Consider the following 17760-nt stretch of genomic DNA (forward strand, 5'->3'; position numbering starts at 1 on the left):
CGCTGACTTCACCCCCATTAGCTAATACTAAGTTAATCAGGATAAAGTCAGGGAAGTATGCTCGCTATTGTTATCACGCTTATTCTAGGAATTGGCGCAATTACCTGGCTACTGTCGAGTCGTTGGCGCAAGACCTTACATCGTCGACGAGTCACGATGAAACCTTTTCCAAAAGAATGGCGCAGCATTCTCAAAAAAAGACTGCCTTACTTCCATGCTCTACCCGCAGATCTACAACTGCAACTCAAACGGCATATCCAAATTTTCATCGATGAGAAAGTCTTTATCGGCTGCGATAATTTTGAGATCACGGATGAAGTAAGAGTCACAATCGCGGCCCAAGCCAGTCTACTGCTACTCAATCGTAAAACCGACTTTTACCCCAAACTGAAACAGATTTTGGTCTATCCCGATGCCTTTATCGTCAATAATCAACATAAAGACACTAGCGGTATCGTGTGGGAACAACGCAATGTGCTGGCAGGGGAATCATGGGAATACGGTAAAGTTGTGCTCTCATGGAGAAATACTTTAGACGGCGCCGCCGATCCCCATGATGGTAATAATGTCGTAATCCATGAGTTTGCCCATCAGCTCGATCAAGAAGATGGCCAAGCCAATGGCGCCCCCATTCTGCAGCATTTTGCCGACTACAGCACTTGGTCTGAAGTGCTAAGTAGGGAATTTGCCCAATTACAACACTGTGCAAATTATGGCACCCACTCATTATTTAATTACTATGGAGCGACTAATCCCGCTGAGTTTTTTGCCGTCATCACCGAAGTCTTTTTTGAGAAACCAGAGGATTTTTACCAACAACACCCAGACTTGTATCGGGAACTGAGCCGCTTTTATCAACTCGATCCGATAAACTGGCATTAACCCATAAAAGTAGAGGCACGCAAAATGCTCAAAGACACTCATGCATTCTCAGCTAAAGGTTCCAATATTAATCGCGCTACCTTGGGGTTACTGCTCAGCGCGTTAATGCTTGGCGGCCTTAATGTAAGCGTACAGGCACAGGACTCGCCAACACAAAACGCTCAAACGACTTCGAATCCTGATCAACAAGCGGCGGCTCACGTATTAGATTTACTCAACCAATATTCAAGCGATGCCAATTGGGATAAATACTTTGCCCTGTACCGAAAAGACGGCATTTTTATTGGCACGGATGCGAGTGAGCGCTGGGGAATGGCGGAATTTGAACGTTACTCCCGCCCCACAAAAGGTTGGCGCTATGATTTAACTGAGCGGCATTTAATCCAACACGGTAATGTCATATTGTTTGACGAGTTATTAAATAGTCCAGCCTATGGCGTCAGTCGAGGAACAGGCACTTTAATCAAAACCAATGGCAACTGGGAAATAGCACAATACCATTTAAGCTTTCCCATTCCTAATGAGGTAGCCAAGCAAATAACTGCCGAGATTAAAGCCGCAAACAAACAATAGCGCAGCACTCCCCAAAATACGGTTTGAAAGAGTGCAATTTCGAAAGAATACAGCTTGAAATTAAATTAATAAAAACAATTGCTTAAGCTATATCACTATCTCAGGGACACAGTAAAACACACATTCGCCAATTGAGAGAAGTGGATGAAACTTTGAAAATCCACGTCTTCAAATGCCCTTTCCGAAGGACCCCTATCCGCGTAGTAAAACCCGATCACTTTACTATCGACTAATAATGGTGCCAATAAAAAGCCTTGACGTGACACATGTTGCGCTTGTAATTCTTTACACTGCTCTTGCCATTTCTTAGAGCTAGGATCATCTACCCAAAGCGGTAACTTATGCTCCATCGCTTGATAAAATAATCCCCGCCTATCGCTCAAATCGATAATAAACTCTTGCTTAATGGCATCGGCATCACGACCTAATATCACTCTAGGTTGAAGTTGTTTACGGCTTGGTGACAATAACAGCACGCCGCACCGGTCAACACCAACGCCCTCAAGTATACCTTCGAGAACCGTTTGCATGATTTGGTTAAAATCGGCTTTATTAATGGCGAAGCCTGTTAATTCTCGTAGCTTAGCTAACTGAATATTCAAGTTAACTTGATAGACAGGCATATCTAACGGAATGGGAAGTGGAACAGGTTTAACTGTGACCATACGCTTGGGATCAGGTAGATAGTCTAGCAACACCTTAGCACCATATACTTCAGCTAACTTATGGGTCGCATTCGCGCAGCGTTGCATCCGCACCATAAACTCATTTTCTTCTAGTCCAGTAAAACTCGCCGCTTGCGTGATACGTTTCCCTAATTCCTGCTTATCAAGATTAGGTTGAGATAAAATATCGCAGAGCTTATCCGCAATAAAAATAGACCGAATTTCAGGTCTTTGGTCTTCAGGATTATTAACTGCATGGACCAACAGTTCTCCCAATCCCCAATTGCGGGCAATACTTTGAGTTAATAGTGAAAAAGAAGTGCCGAGGGCTTCGCGGGTTATACTTCGTTCCTCTGCTGGCGTTGCACATTCACGCAGTTTTAGATCTAACTCTTCGGTGAATTCACCACCAATACTCCAAAAAGCACTCTCACCTATGTGATACAGTAAAGAGGCTATAAAAGCTTCCTCCTGCATTTCTTCGTCATAATGGCTCAACATCATCCGTGCAATCATGGCGGCTTGAAATGCTTTAGCCATCAACTTTATTAATCTTTGATATACGTTAGGTGCCAAATTTTTACTCTCTAACAAGCTTGAGAGTAACTTGGCTGTGATACAGATATTTCGCACCGCATCGAAACCAAGCACTATAGCCGCTCGGCTGACAGTAGAGATTTGGCTACTACCTTTATGGTAAATAGCGCTATTAGCAACTCGAAGAATACGAGAGGTTAAGGCGTTATCGTGCATCACGCTACGCCCGAGTAATGCGAGAGAGGAAACGTCATCCTTGGCGAGCTTTTCTAGCGATTTAACAGTCGAACACAGTGCTGGCATTTCCAATTCACTGATCCGATTTGTCCAATAATCGACCCCTTTATTAGTATTGTTATTAGGCTTCAACCTAAAGTTACCTTAGCGATATAATCTTGTTGTTTTTAGTATAGATAAACGCAAACATTTCGCCTGTTGTCTAAAGCTTGTTTTAGCAAATCATTCATTAATTGCTTAATAATTCAACATTAAGCAATATCTGCCGATAAAAATGCCCAAGACAAAGCTCGGGCATTTCAGTAAAACTGAAAATCAATCCACACTTAGGCTTTGAGGTACTGCTTAACAACACGCAACACTTTATCTATGTCCTGACGGCTGACATCTTTATGAGTCACAAGCCGAAGCGTACGCCCTGGGCTTATCAGGATGCCTTCCGCTCGACAGTGTTTAGCCAATAAGTTCGCATCAATATGGGATGCTAATGTAACAAATAACATATTAGTTTGTACTGCGGCTAAATTGACGTCGAACTCACTGAATTCTGCCAACTGCCGAGCTAAGTACGCCGCATTGTCATGATCTTCACTAAGCCGTTGTACTTGCTCAGTTAAAGCAAGCTTACCCGCAGCGGCAAGTATCCCAGCTTGACGCATGCCACCACCAAGCATTTTACGCCAACGAATGGCTTTCTTAATCAAGCGTTCATCACCTAAGAGTAATGAGCCGACTGGCGCACATAATCCTTTGGATAAACAAATCGACACTGAATCAAAGTGCGCCGTGATATCACTTATCGCGATATTCTGCGCCACCGCAGCATTGGCAACTCGCGCACCGTCTAAATGAATTTTTAATCCGCGATTAAAGGCTAATGCCTGCGCGTCCGCCAAATAGCTTTGCGGGAGAACCTTACCGCCAATCGTATTCTCTAAACTAAGCAAACGAGTACGAGCAAAATGGATATCATCAGGCTTAATTGCGGCTTCAATGTCAGCTAATGCAATAGTGCCATCTAATTGATTCATTAAAGGTTGAGGTTGAATGCTGCCTAGGACAGCGGCGCCGCCGCCCTCAAACTTATAATTGTGAGCCTGCTGACCGCACAGGTACTCATCTCCACGATCACAATGGGCCATCAAAGCCAATAAATTTGCTTGAGTACCCGAACAGGTAAATAATGCACTTTCAAAGCCAAACATCTCCGCAGCCATATCCTGCAAACTATTTACCGTAGGGTCATCACCGTAAACATCATCACCCACTTCGGCTCTGGACATGGCTAACCGCATGGCTGCTGTTGGCTGGGTAACAGTATCACTGCGTAAATCTATCATCTTGTCCTCAACTTAAAGTTTGGTTGGCGCATAATGGGCTCAAGACTCTAGCGCTAAAGGCTTATTTTGTATAGTTTATCGTCATACTTGTCGACAAATTTACCGATGTAGAACCTCGCTCATGCTTGAAGCAAGTATCGACATACTGACATCTACTAATAAAAACATAAATATACTCAAGATCTTGCCGATATCTATCTGTCGATGTATGGACGTTTGTACGCGTTTAGCTTGGCGAAAAGAGTCTTACTCGTTAGAATGCCACACTAAGATGGTCATGCTACAACAATGCGATCGCTTTAGTAATTTTGACTAATACTTATCGTTCAATAGGTGATTTGTAGTGAAAAACTCCCAATCTCGATGGATTCAGCTAGCGCTTTTGCTATTAAGTTTAAGCCTAACATCACAGGTATTTGCTTGGTCTGACACTGACCGAGATGGCGTGCCTGACATCAAAGATGCCTGTCCTGACACAGAGCCAAATACACCTGTTATGGCTAATGGCTGTGTGGAAGAAGCCGCTGTGGAAATGACTGCATCACCAGTTTGCGATATGAGTCATTCAAATGCTGAGTTAAACACAGATTGTCATAATATTTCTGCAGCTATGGTGTATTTTGAATTTGCCATTGCCGAGGTTGACTTTTCTCAATGGAAAACTTTAGCCTTAGTAAAAGCATTCTTAGAAACAAATGATGCTGAATTAACCTTAGTAGGCCACACAGATATCGTTGGTACACCAGAGTTTAATTATCAACTATCACTTCAACGGGCTCAAAATGTAAAACGTATTTTGGTTGAAGATTATGGCTTTAATCCAAATCGCTTTACCGTAATAGGTAAAGGTATATCTGAACCTGTAGCGGACAACCGTTCTAGCGAAGGGCGCAGTTTAAATCGACGAGTAGAATTTATCGTCAATAATAAATAGTTTTTGTTAGCGTATATTTAGGGAGTTATTCAATGGAAAACCTCGAAGGTTTATTAAAGCAAGCACCAGATCTGATTGTGACTTATGGCTTAAAAACATTATTCGCCATTATCATCTTCTTTGTTGGTAAATACTTTGCGGGCGTAGCACAGAAGCTTGTTCGTAAATTACTTAACAGCCGTAAAGTTGATCCGACAGTCGTTTCATTTGTCGCAAATCTCGCTTGGGCAGTGGTATTTGTTTTCGCGGTTATTGCCACGTTAGGCCAAATTGGTGTACAAACCGCATCACTGGTAGCCGTTATCGGTGCTGCAGGTTTAGCAATAGGCTTAGCGCTACAAGGTTCTCTGTCTAATTTTGCATCGGGTGTATTAATGGTGTTATTCCGCCCTTGCCGCGTAGGTGACTATATTGAAGCTGCAGGTATCGCAGGCACTGTTGATGAAATAACCATATTCTCAACCAAGCTTCGCACTCCTGATAATAAAGTTATCGTAGCGCCAAACTCATCTATCATGAATGGCACTATCACTAACTACTCAGCAATGGATAGTCGTCGTATCGATTTAGTGATCGGCGTATCTTATTCCGCCGATATCGCACTCACTAAAAAAGTATTGACCGATATTTTAAATAACAACCAGTATGTGTTAAAAGATCCAGCATATACAGTTGGACTTTCTGAATTGGCTAGCTCTTCAATCAATTTCGTGGTTCGTCCTTGGGTAAAAACATCTGATTATTGGACTGCACGTTTCCAACTGCTTGAGCAAATAAAAAATGCATTAGACGCTGCAGATATAGGTATTCCATTCCCACAAATGGATATCCATGTCAAAGAATTACCGCTAAGCAAATAACAATTAGTGGATAAAAAAGGTCGGTAATTACCGGCCTTTTTTTATGGTTCTACGCATCATTTTAGCGTACCTTAATGGACAGATATTAGCGAAGGCACAGATATTCATGTGTGAGGAAATCCAATGCAAAAATATGTTTCATTTTTAGCCGCAAGCTGTATTTATAGCCTAGTTCTGATGAGTCCCAATACACTCGCCAGTGAGAAAACACAGGTTTTAATGGGTGAAAAAACAGTCACCTTAGAAGGGAAAAGACCAAAATTGTCGCAAATGGCGCCAGGGTTTAAAGTCGTTGATGAGCATTTCACGCCAGTGATGCTAAGTGATTTTAAGGGTAAAACTGTACTGATAAGTGCCGTGCCAAGCCTAGATACAGGTGTTTGCGCACTGCAGACGAAGCGCTTCAACAGCGAAGTTGGCCATTTTTCCGATGACGTCATCATGCTAACGATCAGTACCGATTTACCCTTCGCACAAAAGCGTTTCTGTAAAGTGGAAAACGTAGATAAAATCAAAGTGCTATCAGATAGCGTGTGGCGTGATTTTGGTGAAAAGTATGGTTTGTTAATTCAAGATTACGGCTTGCTGGCTAGAGCCATTTTCATCATAGATGCAGAAGGTAAGCTCCAATACCAAGAGTTAGTGCCAAACATCACAGAGCATCCTAACTATGATGCCGCGCTTGAAGCCTTGAAAACCCTGCAAGCCCAGCAGTAATTCACAGTTAAAAACAGGGCAGCCTTAGCTGCCCTTTTGTTTAACGGTTCTATTTCTACGATTTGGTTTTACGATTTAATGTGTATGCTGATCGCCACTGGATTGGTAGTCAAAGGTTGGCATAGACCAATGATATCGCAGCGCCAACATCCGTAAGCTAAAACCAACGCTTAGACAAATAACCAGATTAATCCATTCCGTTAGCTGATAGGCTTTTAAGACGATATACAAGCCTGCCGTCAGTAGTGAAATCACCGCATAGAGTTCTTTCTTAAAAATCAAAGGCACTTGGTTACACAGAATATCGCGGATAACGCCACCAAAGACACCAGTGACCAATCCCATGACTACGGCAATTGTTGGGCTAAATCCCAGCATTAACGTCTTTTGTGCGCCCACGATGGAGAATACGGCTAAGCCTAAGGCATCAATAGCCAAAAATAACTTAGACAGATAACGCATCACAGGGGCGATAGCGACAGTGAGCAAAGAAGCGAATGCAATCGCAATAAGGTAATGCACATGCTCAACCCAAATTAAGGGGTAATTTCCGAGCATCATATCCCTTAGTGTACCGCCACCAATTGCCGTTGCGCAGCCAATGATCACCACACCAAACAAATCCATCTGCTTGCGGCCAGCCGCCAGAGCGCCCGTCATCGCCTCGGCAATAATCCCAATCAGCCAAAGTAATCCAATAATCTGCGTCTCATGCATCTTTGCTACTACCAACAACTCAAAGAATTGATTCTGCCTGATAACCTCTCAGTTCTATAATGATTTTATTTTGAATTCATCATTAGAAAAATTAATTCATTATCTTATTAATAATCTGATGCAGATTCCTACAACCTTATTAAGTTATAGGATAAATATTATACAAAATAGCTAGTTATAAAAATGTTACCTTCACATTGTCATCTATGAAAATAGAATTTTTGATAAGTATTAATAACGTAAATCCAATCAGATGATAAATAACTGCAGATCATCTAATACCGTGGACAAAAAGCATAAAAATCAACCACAAAAAAGCGGCCCTTAGGCCGCTTAATGTTCATTCAAACTGAATCAGAACTACTTAGTGTCAGGCTTAGGTGGATAATTTGCCATTACACTGCCCACTGCTTGATTGATGATCTGTACTCTTTCTTCTGGGGTATTTTTGTCGCGAATGGTATCGGCAACAGAACCACGCCAGATCAGTTTAGTGGTTTTATTATCAACCAAATCAATAATCAGGGTGCCGACTTCATATTCTCTTACTGTGGTTTGGGTCTGCATATTGCCGCCCCAACCCCATCCTGGACCATAGTATGGGTTGTAGCCAAAATTACTATTGAAGGTATCAACATTAATCTTCTTATCAACTTTGGTCAGATAATTAACAAGTACATCAGCATCTTTTGCATCAACTAATGTCATCCCCTTACTCGCTAACTGGCTATTCACCGCTTCTCTGACCCGTTGGTCCATCAAGCCATCCAAATGATATCCAGCAGAATCCGTTTTCTGAGCAACCCAAGCATAGGTTTTATATTGGGTAAAATTGGCGCTAGGATCAAAATCCCAACCTGACTTCATCGAACTACAGGCACTGAGTGCCAACACAGCTAATGCTACAAAAATATTTTTCATCTTAATTTCCTCAGATGTTCGACCCGAACAAAGACAAGTATCAGAGATATGAATTTAGCTTACAGAGCAATAGCCTAATCTACAACTCAATTGATTAAAAAGCGGCATCTCATTCAGCTTGACTTCAGCAAAACCAAAGATGATAATGATTATCAATTAAGATTTGAGGGAGGTGTTGAAATGTACTGGTTTATTAGCGCGTTTATGGTTGCATCTGCCATTTTTTTCCTTGCACCAGAAAAAATTTCTCTCGAGGCCAATAACGCCAAAATAAAACGTCACTTGCCTACCAGTTTACTGATATTACCCCTCCTAGTCCTTGGCTGGTTGGTCATTGATACCGTCGCGAATGGCACTAATTATGCCACAGTCGCCGCATTCGGCTTTGTGACTACCGCCTGCTTAATTGCGTTACCTAAGCTGCATAAATTTATTATGCCCAGCGCCTTACTGACCGCAGTGGCGCTGATCGTCATGGTCTTTATGCGCATGAATTAAAACGGCTGAAAACGCTCCCTTTTTCAAAAATATGCTTACTTCCCTGCAAAGAGTTAGCATTTTGTTCAGACCACTTAAGGATAATCCTCAAGTGGTCTTTTTTTACCTCCCAGAACCCCTGCAAATTTGATAAACTCAACGGGTATAAGTCATCTTTTAACACCAATGAATGAAATCTATGAAAGCAGATCCTAATGTATCCTTAGTGTACAGCACCGACAAAGGCCGTATTAATGCAGAGCCCGTCACTAAAGCGATTCCTGAATCCGACGGTATAGTCAGGATCCATAGAGACAGTAAGGGCCGCAAAGGCAAAGGCGTTTCGATTATCTCAGGCCTAGGTCTCGATGAAACCGCGTTAAAAGCAATGGCTCAAACCCTTAAAAAACAATGTGGTTGTGGTGGCACGGTTAAAGATTTCACTATTGAGGTCCAAACCGATAACCGCGAGCAATTAAAGCTATTGCTTGAGAAGCAGAACTACAAAGTTAAATTAGCTGGCGGTTAATCTCGCCCGACTTAGCAATATAGCAGCAAGCTAGATCAACTTAGCCACATCAAACGGAGTAGTTTAATGGAGAGTTTGCAGAACCATTTCTTAATTGCGATGCCCTCACTACACGGTACGTTTTTTGAACGCTCAGTCATTTATATCTGTGAACATGATGCCAAAGGCGCCATGGGACTGGTGATCAATAAACCGCTCGGTATCGAAGTTAATTCGCTATTAGAACAAATGGATTTGCCGGCAGAGCAAGTCTCCGCGGATTTAGTGCTCAATGCCAATGTCATGATGGGCGGCCCCGTTTCCCAAGATCGTGGCTTTGTGCTGCATACCTCTCAGCCCTATTGGGCCAATAGCACAGATCTGGGTTGTGGTTTAATGCTAACCACTTCACGTGATGTGTTAACCGCGATTGGAAGCAACAGATCGCCCGAGAAGTTCCTCGTCGCATTAGGTTATGCAGGGTGGAGTAAAGATCAGCTCGAACAAGAGCTTGCCGATAATTCTTGGCTCACAATTCCAGCAACGAATGCGCTCTTGTTTGACATTAAACACGAAGACCGTTGGCCACAGGCCAGCCGTGCTCTCGGATTTGATGCTTGGCAAGTTTCAGCTCAAGCGGGTCACGCTTAAGCCTATTTATTAATATAAGTCCGCACACTATGAATTCGAAAACCGTATTAGGCTTTGATTTTGGCACTAAAAGCATTGGTGTAGCTATAGGCCAAGAAATCACCGCCAGCGCCACACCATTATTGTCACTCAAAGCCGTCGATGGTATCCCAAATTGGGATCAGATAGGCGATTTAATCAAAGAGTGGCAACCCGACTTAGTCGTCGTTGGTCTGCCCTTAAACATGGATGGTACAGAGCAAGATATGACCCACAGGGCGCGTAAATTTGCTAATCGCATCAATGCTAAGTTCAAAGTCAAAATAGCCACTCAAGATGAGCGATTAACTACCACTGATGCTAAGGCCAGATTATTCGAATTGGGCGGGTTTAAGGCACTGACCAAAGGTCAAGTCGATGCTGTGTCTGCCGTCCTTATCATCGAAAGCTACTTCGAAAATAACTTCAGCAAGTAATGCCACAATAAATAAAACTACAATAAAAAGAAAAGGATAAGTTGCCTTATCCTTTTAGTTTGATGTTTAACCCGATAAATTACCAGATCAAAAATGTGGCTTCACTAAGTTTGCCATCATAGTAATGTGTGCATCATCATCGTTTAGTGCAGCAATGTAGCGGAACTTCTCACCACCCGCCTCGGCAAAGAGATGACCATTCTCACCAACAATTTCTTCCAGCGTTTCTAAACAATCGGCGCTAAAAGCGGGGCAGACGATAGCAATATCACGCACGCCTTGTTGCGGCAACGCTTTCAAAGTCGCATCGGTATAAGGTTGTAGCCATTTGGCTTTACCGAAACGCGATTGAAAAGTCATGACAAACTCATCTTTACCTAACCCAAGCTTTTCGGTAACCAGTCGAGTCGTTTTCATGCAGAAGCAGTAATACGGATCGCCTAAATGCAAATTACGCTCAGGCATACCATGGTAAGACAACACCAATTTTTGCGGTTTACCATGGGCTTCAAAATCAGCCGTGATCGAATTAGCTAACGCGTTAATAAAGTCAGCATTGTCATGATAAGTATTAATAAAATGCAGTGCTGGAATATAGCGCCACTTGGACAACTCAGCCGCAATCGCATCAAATGCAGAACCTGTGGTTGGCGCCGCATATTGGGGATACAGAGGTAACACCACGATTTTATCAATGCCATTTTGATGCATAGTTTGCAATGTACTGGCGACCGATGGACTGCCATAACGCATGGCTAAATGGACAGAAACATCATGTTTATCGGCTTTAAGCTTATCCGCTAACTTTGCCGTTTGACGCAAACTAATGTCCATTAACGGTGAGCCGGCTGCAGTCCATACCTTCTGGTATAACGCCGCCGATTTTGCTGGACGTACCCGCAAAATAATCCCGTGTAAAATAATCATCCACACTAATTTAGGAATTTCGACGACTCGGGGATCCGCTAAAAACTCTGCAAGATAACGTCTAACAGCAGATGCTGTGGGTTCATCTGGAGTACCTAAATTCAACAACAACACGCCTACTTTGCCGCGCTGCCCGTGTCCAACTTCTTTGGATAAGCCTGAAAATTTAGCCAAAACAGCCTCTTAATTAATAAATATTCGTAAGATTAAAGTACAGATTCTATCGCTTGCTTAAGCTCTTCACTATCTGGCTTCACTTTAGAATTGAACTGTTGCACAACCGCACCATCACCGCTGACGACATACTTATAAAAATTCCACTTAGGCGCACCGGTTTTTTCGGCTAAGTATTTGAAGACACTATTAGCGTCACTACCACGTACTGGCGATGTCGACAGCATAGTAAAGGTGACACCGTAATTGATGTAACACACCTTAGCCGTATCTTTCTCATCATTTTCTTCTTGGAAAAAATCATCCGATGGGAAACCAATGACCACTAAGCCTTTATCTTTGTAGTTTTCATGCAATTTTTCGAGCGCTTTAAACTGCGGGGTGTAACCACAGTTACTGGCCGTGTTAACAATCAACACTGGTTTTCCCTGAGTCAATTCACACAGATTAACTGTCTCTTCAGAATGTAATTTTCGTACTTCAAGGTTCAGATACTCGGGACAAGTAGCTGCCATAGCGCCAACACTCATCAAGCTCGCTGTCATAGCGAATATCATGGGTAATTTTTTCATTGCTTTCTCCTTTACCAGTACATTACGCAAACGCACTAGGTAAAGATCATATTGAATTAAAAAATAAAAGCTATGGATAATGGCAACATAGCGATGAAGTAGAACCGATTGAGCTGAACGAAAATCTGATACACAAACAAAAAGCAGCCCATAAAGAGCTGCCTAACCCAGAACCTGACTATCGCGTTAGTCCATGTCTAAGGTGACACCTTCCATAAAACCTGAGCCCGTGGATTCTTTATTCTGCAATTTAATCATCAAACGTAAATCGTTTGGTGAATCAGCATGGTGCAGCGCATCGGCGTAACTAATCTCGCCATCGACATAAAGTTTCAGCAAGGCCTGATCGAACGTCTGCATGCCCTGCTCGTTGGATTTTGCCATGGTTTCTTTGAGTAAATGCAGCTCGTTCTTCGCAATTAAACTCGCCACCCTTGGGGTATTAATCAATACTTCAATCGCGGCGCGACGCCCTGTGCCATCAACTTTAGGGATCAATTGCTGCGCCACAATACCGCGCAAATTTAATGATAAATCGAACAATAACTGTTGGTGTTTACTCTCAGGCACGAGATGCATAATCCGGTCTAACGCTTGGTTGGCGTTGTTGGCATGCAAGGTTGCCATACAAAGGTGACCCGTTTCAGCAAATGACAGCGCAAACTCCATCGTCTCTTGGGTACGAATTTCACCAATCAAGATCACATCGGGAGCTTGGCGAAGGGAGCTTTTTAGCGCCGCATCAAAAGACTCAGTATCTATACCCACTTCACGCTGAGTGATTATGCTTTTTCTGTGGTCATGAACGAATTCAACCGGATCTTCAATAGTCAAAATATGCCCACGAGCATGACCATTGCGATAACCCACCAAGGCCGCCAAGGACGTTGACTTACCCGTTCCCGTTCCGCCTACCATAATGATGAGGCCACGTTTACTCATCACCAGATCTTTTAGAATAGGCGGCAATTTTAAATCATCGACATCAGGGATTTTAGTCTCAATACGGCGCATCACGCAGCCAGGCGATTCACGCTGCCAAAAAGCGCTCACCCGAAAACGACCTAAATCCTTTGCCGCAAAAGCGAAGTTACACTCACGAGTGGAATGAAACTCTTGCTTCTGAGCCTCAGTCATTAACGACTCAACAAAATCCAGGGATTGTGCTGGTGTAAACGCACTTTCTGCCAAGGGACGCAATTCACCGTCAATCTTGGCACTCGGCGGAAAACCCGCTGTGATGAACAAGTCGGAGGCTTTGCGTTCCACTATCACTTTTAAAAACGGACGAACATCCATCATAAATCCTTAAAATGTCGCTTGTTTATTCGAACTTTTCGCCATTGCATCTTCACGAGTGATAAGACCGCGATTGACTAAGTTCTGTAAACATTGCTCTAAGGTCTGCATTCCATGGGCCATACCTGTTTGAATTGCCGAATACATCTGCGCCACTTTGTCTTCACGAATTAAGTTGCGGATAGCGGGCGTGCCCATCATGATTTCATGGGCGGCGACACGGCCTCCTCCCACCTTTTTAATCAGGGTTTGCGAAATAACCGCTTGCAGCGATTCAGACAACATAGTGCGCACCATGTCTTTTTCACCGGCGGGGAATACGTCGACCACACGGTCAATCGTTTTCGCGGCAGAAGTAGTATGCAAGGTACCAAACACTAAGTGGCCTGTTTCAGCGGCGGTCATCGCCAAACGGATGGTCTCAAGGTCACGCATCTCACCGACTAAAATCACGTCTGGGTCTTCACGCAGTGCGCTTCTAAGCGCCGCATTAAAGCTGTGGGTATGGCGGTGAACTTCACGTTGGTTAATCAAACATTGCTTATTTTGGTGAACGAATTCGATAGGATCTTCAATGGTTAAGATATGATCATGTCGATTTTCATTCACGTAATCCACCATGGCGGCAAGTGTGGTACTCTTACCCGACCCAGTAGGTCCAGTCACTAGCACCAATCCGCGAGGGAAACTGGCAATTTTTTTAAAAATTTCCGGCGCACCTAATTGCTCAAGTGACAAAATGTCACTTGGAATGGTACGAAACACAGCCGCTGCACCACGGGATTGATTGAATGCGTTAACACGAAAGCGTGCAAGATTAGGGACTTCGAACGAGAAATCGATTTCTAAATGTTCTTCGTAGTCCTTGCGCTGCTTATCATTCATTATGTCGTACACTAAACTGTGTACACCTTGATGATCGAGCGCGGGCAGGTTAATTTTTCTCACTTCACCGTCAACACGGATCATGGGAGATATCCCTGCAGAAAGGTGTAGATCCGAGGCTTTGTGTTTTACACTAAATGCCAATAACTCAGTGATTTCCATCGTTTGGGATATCCTTGCAACTAGATAATTACATCATGACAACAATAGCAGACAGACTCGCAATCGCCCAGCGCAGGATCACACAAGCAGCGCAAAAATGTGCCCGCCACCCCAGCAGTATTCGCTTACTTGCCGTCAGCAAGACTAAACCTATTGAAGACATTATAGCAGCCTACCAAGCGGGTCAGCGTTGCTTTGGCGAAAACTATGTCCAAGAAGGCGCTGAAAAAATTACTGCGCTCAAGGGGGATTTCCCGGACATAGAATGGCATTTTATCGGCCCACTCCAATCCAATAAAACCAGCATAGTCGCCCAGCATTTCGATTGGATGCATACCCTCTCACGCGACAAAATTGCCCTACGTCTCAATGAGCAACGTCCGGCCGAATTGGCGCCATTAAACGTCTGTATTCAAATTAATATCAGTGCTGAAGACACAAAATCTGGCATAGATGCGGCTCAAATGCTGCCACTGGCCGAACTGATAGCTCAGCTACCTAACTTAGCACTGAGGGGCCTAATGGCAATTCCAACGGCTACCGCAGATACAGAGTTACAGCTTAAAGAGTTTTCCATGTTAAACAATCTATTTCAAGAACTTAAAACGCATTATCCCGCTGTAGATACGCTTTCAATGGGGATGAGTAATGACCTAGATACAGCGATTAGCTGCGGTTCAACTATGGTGCGTATTGGCAGTGCCATTTTTGGTGAGCGCAATTACGCTGCGTAAAATCCACGTTCGGCATTTAGTTAGAGGTCAGTTTAACCTTGTTTTTAGCACTTTATGCCCAAATACTGTATTTAAGAACACCGAACATTAACGATTTAAGAGCAATTAGCGAGAGTCGATAATCAGGCTCAGTCATTCAAATGACTAACCGTTTTATCATCTTAATTTAAGGTGAAGATGTTACAAGTTAACGGTTAACACACTGAAGAGAATCAAATGGATCAACAGAAAATCTGCTTTATCGGTGCCGGCAATATGACGCGCAGCATCATCAGTGGCTTAATCAATAGCGGCTATCCAGCTCAACTCATCCAAGCGACTAATCCCAGCCAAGGTAAACTCGATGCACTAAAAGACGATTTTGGGATTTTGGTTTCTCAGGATAATTTGGCCGCAGCGCAAGCTGCCGATGTCATAGTACTTTCAGTAAAACCACAATTGATGCAACAAGTTTGTGAAGCATTACAGACAGTCGAGCTGTCGAATAAGTTAGTCATCACTATCGCTGCGGGCATTAAGGCAAAGCGATATACCGACTATCTGGCACAAGACATCAAGCTTATCCGCGCCATGCCAAATACGCCGATGCAAATTAGTGTTGGTATGACTGGCCTCTATGCGCCTCAAAGCATTACTACCGAGCAGAAAGCCATTTGCGATCGTTTGATGTCAAGCGGCGGCGAAATAGTGTGGGTAAATGAAGAGTCAGATTTAGATCAAGTGATTGCATTATCGGGCAGTTCACCGGCTTATTTCTTTTTGCTAATGGAGTCTATGATAGATGCAGGCAAAGAAATGGGAATGGATGAAACAAAAGCCAGAAGTTTAGTGCAGCAAGCTGCGCTTGGCGCTGCTATGATGGCAAAGCAAAACCCACAACTGACCTTAGGTAATTTAAGGGAGAATGTTACTTCAAAGGGCGGCACCACCGCACAAGCGCTGGCGACATTTGAAGCTGCGGATATGCGCGGCTTAGTAAAAAAAGCCATGGAAAACTGTATTAATCGTGCAGAAGAAATGGCTAAAACATTTTGATCCACTAACACGTTTTTATATCGAACTTTAATAGGTAGAAATCTCGATGAATGCATTTACCTTTTTAATCACCACTCTATTCGATCTCTATTTGATGGTGGTGATTTTGCGGATTTGGTTACAACTGGCAAGGGCTGATTTTTACAATCCTTTTAGCCAATTTATTGTTAAAGCAACTCACCCGCTCATCGCACCAATGCGCCGTATCTTGCCTTCCTTAGGGCGATTTGATACCGCATCTTTCGTCCTCGCATTATTGGTTGTGATAGCCAAGCTGCTACTAATTAGTCTCATTGCGGGCGGTGGCATAGACATACTGTTATTTTTGCTGTTTGCCGTTGTATCTGTGGTCAAAAAAGCAGGGGTACTGCTATTTTGGATGCTATTAATACGCGCAATCTTAAGCTGGTTTAACCAAGGCTATAATCCAATTGTAATGATCATGGGTCAGTTAACTGAACCCGTATTAGCACCAATACGTCGTATCATACCGCCAATTGGTGGTTTAGATTTATCCGTAATGCTGGTCATTATTGGTATGAATTTCCTCAATATGTTACTTGCTCAATATATCCCTTATTGGGCTGTGATCTAATGAGTGCAGTGACTTTGCAGCAATGTGACTTGCTGCTTAATCTCTACATTCAGCCTAAGGCTAGCCGAGATCAAATTGTAGGATTGCACGGTGATGAGCTAAAAGTAGCCATCACTGCGCCGCCTATTGATGGCAAAGCGAATGCCCATTTAAGCAAGTACTTAGCAAAAGCTTTTAAAGTGCCAAAGAGCGACATTCACATAATAAAAGGTGAACTTGGCCGACATAAACAAATCCGCATTATTGACCCTAAGATCATCCCAAGTGTCATTACTGAACTGATGGGGCAAGATAGTGAAAAGTAATTTAGTTGAAAGATCAATAAGTTAAAGAATCGTACAACTGAAAACGAATTAATCCTTTGAATGCTATTAATTTATTGAAAAAAATAGTCACAGCGGCCCTATAATCCAACATTCCCTAATATGAGGTATCCCATCATGTTCCGTAATCTTCTCGCTGTATTAGCCCTCACGGCCAGCCTTTGCGGTGTTGCAAATGCCGAGCAAAAAGAAACTGTCGGCAATTTTGATATTCATTACATGGCACTTGGCAGTACATTTTTAACGCCTAGCATAGCCAAATCCTATGGCATTAAGCGCAGTAACTACACTGGCATTATCAATATTGCCGTATTAGATATTAGCGAAGCGAATAAGCCCGCAGTACCCGTTGAAATTACTGGAGTTGCTAATAATTTGTTAGATGCGCGAATCAATCTAACGTTTAAAGAGATCCGCGAAGGTGATGCGATTTATTATATTGCCGAAGTGCCCTACCGCGATGATCAGGAAATCAACTTCAATATCGCAATTAAATATGGCAATCAACTGAACACGAACTTACAGTTCAAGCAAAAATTCTACGTTGAATAAACCTATTTTATAACTTTGTTGGCGTTGC

Annotated in this window: 22 protein-coding genes; 14 read left to right on the forward strand and 8 right to left on the reverse strand. The window is 43.1% G+C overall.

Features of this window, described 5'->3' with window-relative positions; genetic code table 11:
- Window positions 1-57: 57 nt before the first annotated feature.
- A complete protein-coding gene (locus GWI56_RS08450; RefSeq protein ID WP_198572659.1) occupies window positions 58-882 on the forward strand; it encodes a M90 family metallopeptidase in 825 nt (274 codons plus the stop codon).
- A gap of 24 nt (window positions 883-906) precedes the next feature.
- Window positions 907-1455, forward strand: a complete 549-nt coding sequence (locus tag GWI56_RS08455) for a nuclear transport factor 2 family protein (protein ID WP_198572660.1) — start codon at window positions 907-909, stop codon at window positions 1453-1455.
- Window positions 1456-1550: 95 nt separating this feature from the next.
- Here GWI56_RS08455 and GWI56_RS08460 read toward each other — a convergent pair whose 3' ends face one another.
- Both GWI56_RS08460 and ltaE read right to left on the reverse strand, forming a co-directional pair.
- Window positions 1551-3026 (reverse strand): HDOD domain-containing protein, encoded by a 1476-nt coding sequence (locus GWI56_RS08460; RefSeq protein WP_113939427.1) that lies wholly within the window; start codon window positions 3024-3026, stop codon window positions 1551-1553.
- Between the two features lie 194 nt (window positions 3027-3220).
- Entirely contained in the window at window positions 3221-4234 is a 1014-nt protein-coding gene (ltaE, locus tag GWI56_RS08465) for a low-specificity L-threonine aldolase (RefSeq protein WP_113939426.1), read from the reverse strand.
- A gap of 343 nt (window positions 4235-4577) precedes the next feature.
- Here ltaE and GWI56_RS08470 point away from each other — a divergent pair, with 343 nt between their 5' ends.
- The 3 genes from GWI56_RS08470 (at window position 4578) to tpx (ending at window position 6745) form a co-directional block, all read left to right on the forward strand.
- A complete protein-coding gene (locus GWI56_RS08470; protein WP_198572661.1) occupies window positions 4578-5168 on the forward strand; it encodes an OmpA family protein in 591 nt (196 codons plus the stop codon).
- A 32-nt stretch (window positions 5169-5200) separates the two neighbouring features.
- On the forward strand, window positions 5201-6028 hold the full coding sequence (locus tag GWI56_RS08475; protein WP_198572662.1) for a mechanosensitive ion channel domain-containing protein: 828 nt from the start codon (window positions 5201-5203) through the stop codon (window positions 6026-6028).
- 123 nt (window positions 6029-6151) lie between these two features.
- Complete coding sequence (gene tpx / locus GWI56_RS08480; RefSeq protein ID WP_105251878.1) at window positions 6152-6745, forward strand: thiol peroxidase; 594 nt, start codon at window positions 6152-6154, stop codon at window positions 6743-6745.
- A 75-nt stretch (window positions 6746-6820) separates the two neighbouring features.
- Here the strand turns inward: tpx and GWI56_RS08485 are convergent, their stop codons facing one another.
- Together GWI56_RS08485 and GWI56_RS08490 are read right to left on the reverse strand one after the other, a co-directional pair.
- Window positions 6821-7462: a trimeric intracellular cation channel family protein gene (locus tag GWI56_RS08485; RefSeq protein WP_028761275.1), complete on the reverse strand. Its 642-nt coding sequence runs from the start codon at window positions 7460-7462 to the stop codon at window positions 6821-6823.
- 360 nt (window positions 7463-7822) lie between these two features.
- Entirely contained in the window at window positions 7823-8383 is a 561-nt protein-coding gene (locus GWI56_RS08490; RefSeq protein WP_028761276.1) for a DUF4136 domain-containing protein, read from the reverse strand.
- Window positions 8384-8563: 180 nt separating this feature from the next.
- On the opposite strand from GWI56_RS08490, the gene GWI56_RS08495 reads away from it, so the two are divergent.
- The 4 genes from GWI56_RS08495 (at window position 8564) to ruvX (ending at window position 10474) form a co-directional block, all read left to right on the forward strand.
- A complete protein-coding gene (locus GWI56_RS08495) occupies window positions 8564-8881 on the forward strand; it encodes a hypothetical protein (protein ID WP_198572663.1) in 318 nt (105 codons plus the stop codon).
- A 178-nt stretch (window positions 8882-9059) separates the two neighbouring features.
- A complete protein-coding gene (gene yciH / locus GWI56_RS08500; protein ID WP_037392612.1) occupies window positions 9060-9389 on the forward strand; it encodes a stress response translation initiation inhibitor YciH in 330 nt (109 codons plus the stop codon).
- A gap of 66 nt (window positions 9390-9455) precedes the next feature.
- Window positions 9456-10019: a YqgE/AlgH family protein gene (locus tag GWI56_RS08505; protein ID WP_173243658.1), complete on the forward strand. Its 564-nt coding sequence runs from the start codon at window positions 9456-9458 to the stop codon at window positions 10017-10019.
- A 29-nt stretch (window positions 10020-10048) separates the two neighbouring features.
- Window positions 10049-10474 carry a Holliday junction resolvase RuvX gene (gene ruvX, locus GWI56_RS08510; protein ID WP_028761279.1) on the forward strand — a complete coding sequence of 142 codons (426 nt, stop codon included), beginning with the start codon at window positions 10049-10051 and terminating at the stop codon, window positions 10472-10474.
- A gap of 87 nt (window positions 10475-10561) precedes the next feature.
- Here the strand turns inward: ruvX and hemH are convergent, their stop codons facing one another.
- The 4 genes from hemH to GWI56_RS08530 all read right to left on the reverse strand — a co-directional run bounded on the left by hemH (window position 10562) and on the right by GWI56_RS08530 (window position 14493).
- Window positions 10562-11575, reverse strand: coding sequence for a ferrochelatase (gene hemH, locus GWI56_RS08515; RefSeq protein ID WP_198572664.1), 1014 nt, complete (start codon window positions 11573-11575; stop codon window positions 10562-10564).
- A 32-nt stretch (window positions 11576-11607) separates the two neighbouring features.
- Window positions 11608-12147 (reverse strand): glutathione peroxidase, encoded by a 540-nt coding sequence (locus GWI56_RS08520; protein ID WP_173243652.1) that lies wholly within the window; start codon window positions 12145-12147, stop codon window positions 11608-11610.
- A 186-nt stretch (window positions 12148-12333) separates the two neighbouring features.
- Window positions 12334-13446, reverse strand: coding sequence for a PilT/PilU family type 4a pilus ATPase (locus tag GWI56_RS08525; RefSeq protein ID WP_028761282.1), 1113 nt, complete (start codon window positions 13444-13446; stop codon window positions 12334-12336).
- A 9-nt stretch (window positions 13447-13455) separates the two neighbouring features.
- Window positions 13456-14493 carry a type IV pilus twitching motility protein PilT gene (locus tag GWI56_RS08530; protein ID WP_006082517.1) on the reverse strand — a complete coding sequence of 346 codons (1038 nt, stop codon included), beginning with the start codon at window positions 14491-14493 and terminating at the stop codon, window positions 13456-13458.
- 35 nt (window positions 14494-14528) lie between these two features.
- On the opposite strand from GWI56_RS08530, the gene GWI56_RS08535 reads away from it, so the two are divergent.
- The 5 genes from GWI56_RS08535 to GWI56_RS08555 all read left to right on the forward strand — a co-directional run bounded on the left by GWI56_RS08535 (window position 14529) and on the right by GWI56_RS08555 (window position 17732).
- Window positions 14529-15227 (forward strand): YggS family pyridoxal phosphate-dependent enzyme, encoded by a 699-nt coding sequence (locus GWI56_RS08535; protein ID WP_198572665.1) that lies wholly within the window; start codon window positions 14529-14531, stop codon window positions 15225-15227.
- A gap of 216 nt (window positions 15228-15443) precedes the next feature.
- Window positions 15444-16262, forward strand: coding sequence for a pyrroline-5-carboxylate reductase (gene proC / locus GWI56_RS08540; RefSeq protein ID WP_173497619.1), 819 nt, complete (start codon window positions 15444-15446; stop codon window positions 16260-16262).
- A 46-nt stretch (window positions 16263-16308) separates the two neighbouring features.
- Window positions 16309-16857 carry a YggT family protein gene (locus GWI56_RS08545; RefSeq protein WP_105251874.1) on the forward strand — a complete coding sequence of 183 codons (549 nt, stop codon included), beginning with the start codon at window positions 16309-16311 and terminating at the stop codon, window positions 16855-16857.
- The gene (yggU, locus tag GWI56_RS08550; RefSeq protein ID WP_198572666.1) at window positions 16857-17162 is read left to right on the forward strand and encodes a DUF167 family protein YggU; all 306 of its coding nucleotides are present in this window, start codon (window positions 16857-16859) and stop codon (window positions 17160-17162) included. Before GWI56_RS08545 ends, yggU begins: the two co-directional genes overlap by 1 nt.
- Before the next feature lie 135 nt (window positions 17163-17297).
- The gene (locus GWI56_RS08555; protein ID WP_105251872.1) at window positions 17298-17732 is read left to right on the forward strand and encodes a DUF4426 domain-containing protein; all 435 of its coding nucleotides are present in this window, start codon (window positions 17298-17300) and stop codon (window positions 17730-17732) included.
- Window positions 17733-17760 lie beyond the last annotated feature (28 nt).

The sequence above is a fragment of the Shewanella sp. DW31 genome (assembly GCF_015767295.1).
In the GTDB taxonomy this organism is placed as follows: Bacteria; Pseudomonadota; Gammaproteobacteria; order Enterobacterales; family Shewanellaceae; genus Shewanella; species Shewanella oncorhynchi.

Bases quoted from the DNA above. Each gene is read 5' to 3' on its own strand.
- GWI56_RS08450 (WP_198572659.1), top strand. From the start codon at position 58: ATGCTCGCTATTGTTATCACGCTTATTCTAGGAATTGGCGCAATTACC.
- GWI56_RS08455 (WP_198572660.1), top strand. From the start codon at position 907: ATGCTCAAAGACACTCATGCATTCTCAGCTAAAGGTTCCAATATTAAT.
- ltaE (WP_113939426.1), bottom strand. From the start codon at position 4,234: ATGATAGATTTACGCAGTGATACTGTTACCCAGCCAACAGCAGCCATG.
- GWI56_RS08475 (WP_198572662.1), top strand. From the start codon at position 5,201: ATGGAAAACCTCGAAGGTTTATTAAAGCAAGCACCAGATCTGATTGTG.
- tpx (WP_105251878.1), top strand. From the start codon at position 6,152: ATGCAAAAATATGTTTCATTTTTAGCCGCAAGCTGTATTTATAGCCTA.
- GWI56_RS08485 (WP_028761275.1), bottom strand. From the start codon at position 7,462: ATGCATGAGACGCAGATTATTGGATTACTTTGGCTGATTGGGATTATT.
- GWI56_RS08490 (WP_028761276.1), bottom strand. From the start codon at position 8,383: ATGAAAAATATTTTTGTAGCATTAGCTGTGTTGGCACTCAGTGCCTGT.
- GWI56_RS08495 (WP_198572663.1), top strand. From the start codon at position 8,564: ATGTACTGGTTTATTAGCGCGTTTATGGTTGCATCTGCCATTTTTTTC.
- yciH (WP_037392612.1), top strand. From the start codon at position 9,060: ATGAAAGCAGATCCTAATGTATCCTTAGTGTACAGCACCGACAAAGGC.
- GWI56_RS08505 (WP_173243658.1), top strand. From the start codon at position 9,456: ATGGAGAGTTTGCAGAACCATTTCTTAATTGCGATGCCCTCACTACAC.
- ruvX (WP_028761279.1), top strand. From the start codon at position 10,049: ATGAATTCGAAAACCGTATTAGGCTTTGATTTTGGCACTAAAAGCATT.
- GWI56_RS08520 (WP_173243652.1), bottom strand. From the start codon at position 12,147: ATGAAAAAATTACCCATGATATTCGCTATGACAGCGAGCTTGATGAGT.
- GWI56_RS08525 (WP_028761282.1), bottom strand. From the start codon at position 13,446: ATGGATGTTCGTCCGTTTTTAAAAGTGATAGTGGAACGCAAAGCCTCC.
- GWI56_RS08530 (WP_006082517.1), bottom strand. From the start codon at position 14,493: ATGGAAATCACTGAGTTATTGGCATTTAGTGTAAAACACAAAGCCTCG.
- GWI56_RS08535 (WP_198572665.1), top strand. From the start codon at position 14,529: ATGACAACAATAGCAGACAGACTCGCAATCGCCCAGCGCAGGATCACA.
- proC (WP_173497619.1), top strand. From the start codon at position 15,444: ATGGATCAACAGAAAATCTGCTTTATCGGTGCCGGCAATATGACGCGC.
- GWI56_RS08545 (WP_105251874.1), top strand. From the start codon at position 16,309: ATGAATGCATTTACCTTTTTAATCACCACTCTATTCGATCTCTATTTG.
- yggU (WP_198572666.1), top strand. From the start codon at position 16,857: ATGAGTGCAGTGACTTTGCAGCAATGTGACTTGCTGCTTAATCTCTAC.
- GWI56_RS08555 (WP_105251872.1), top strand. From the start codon at position 17,298: ATGTTCCGTAATCTTCTCGCTGTATTAGCCCTCACGGCCAGCCTTTGC.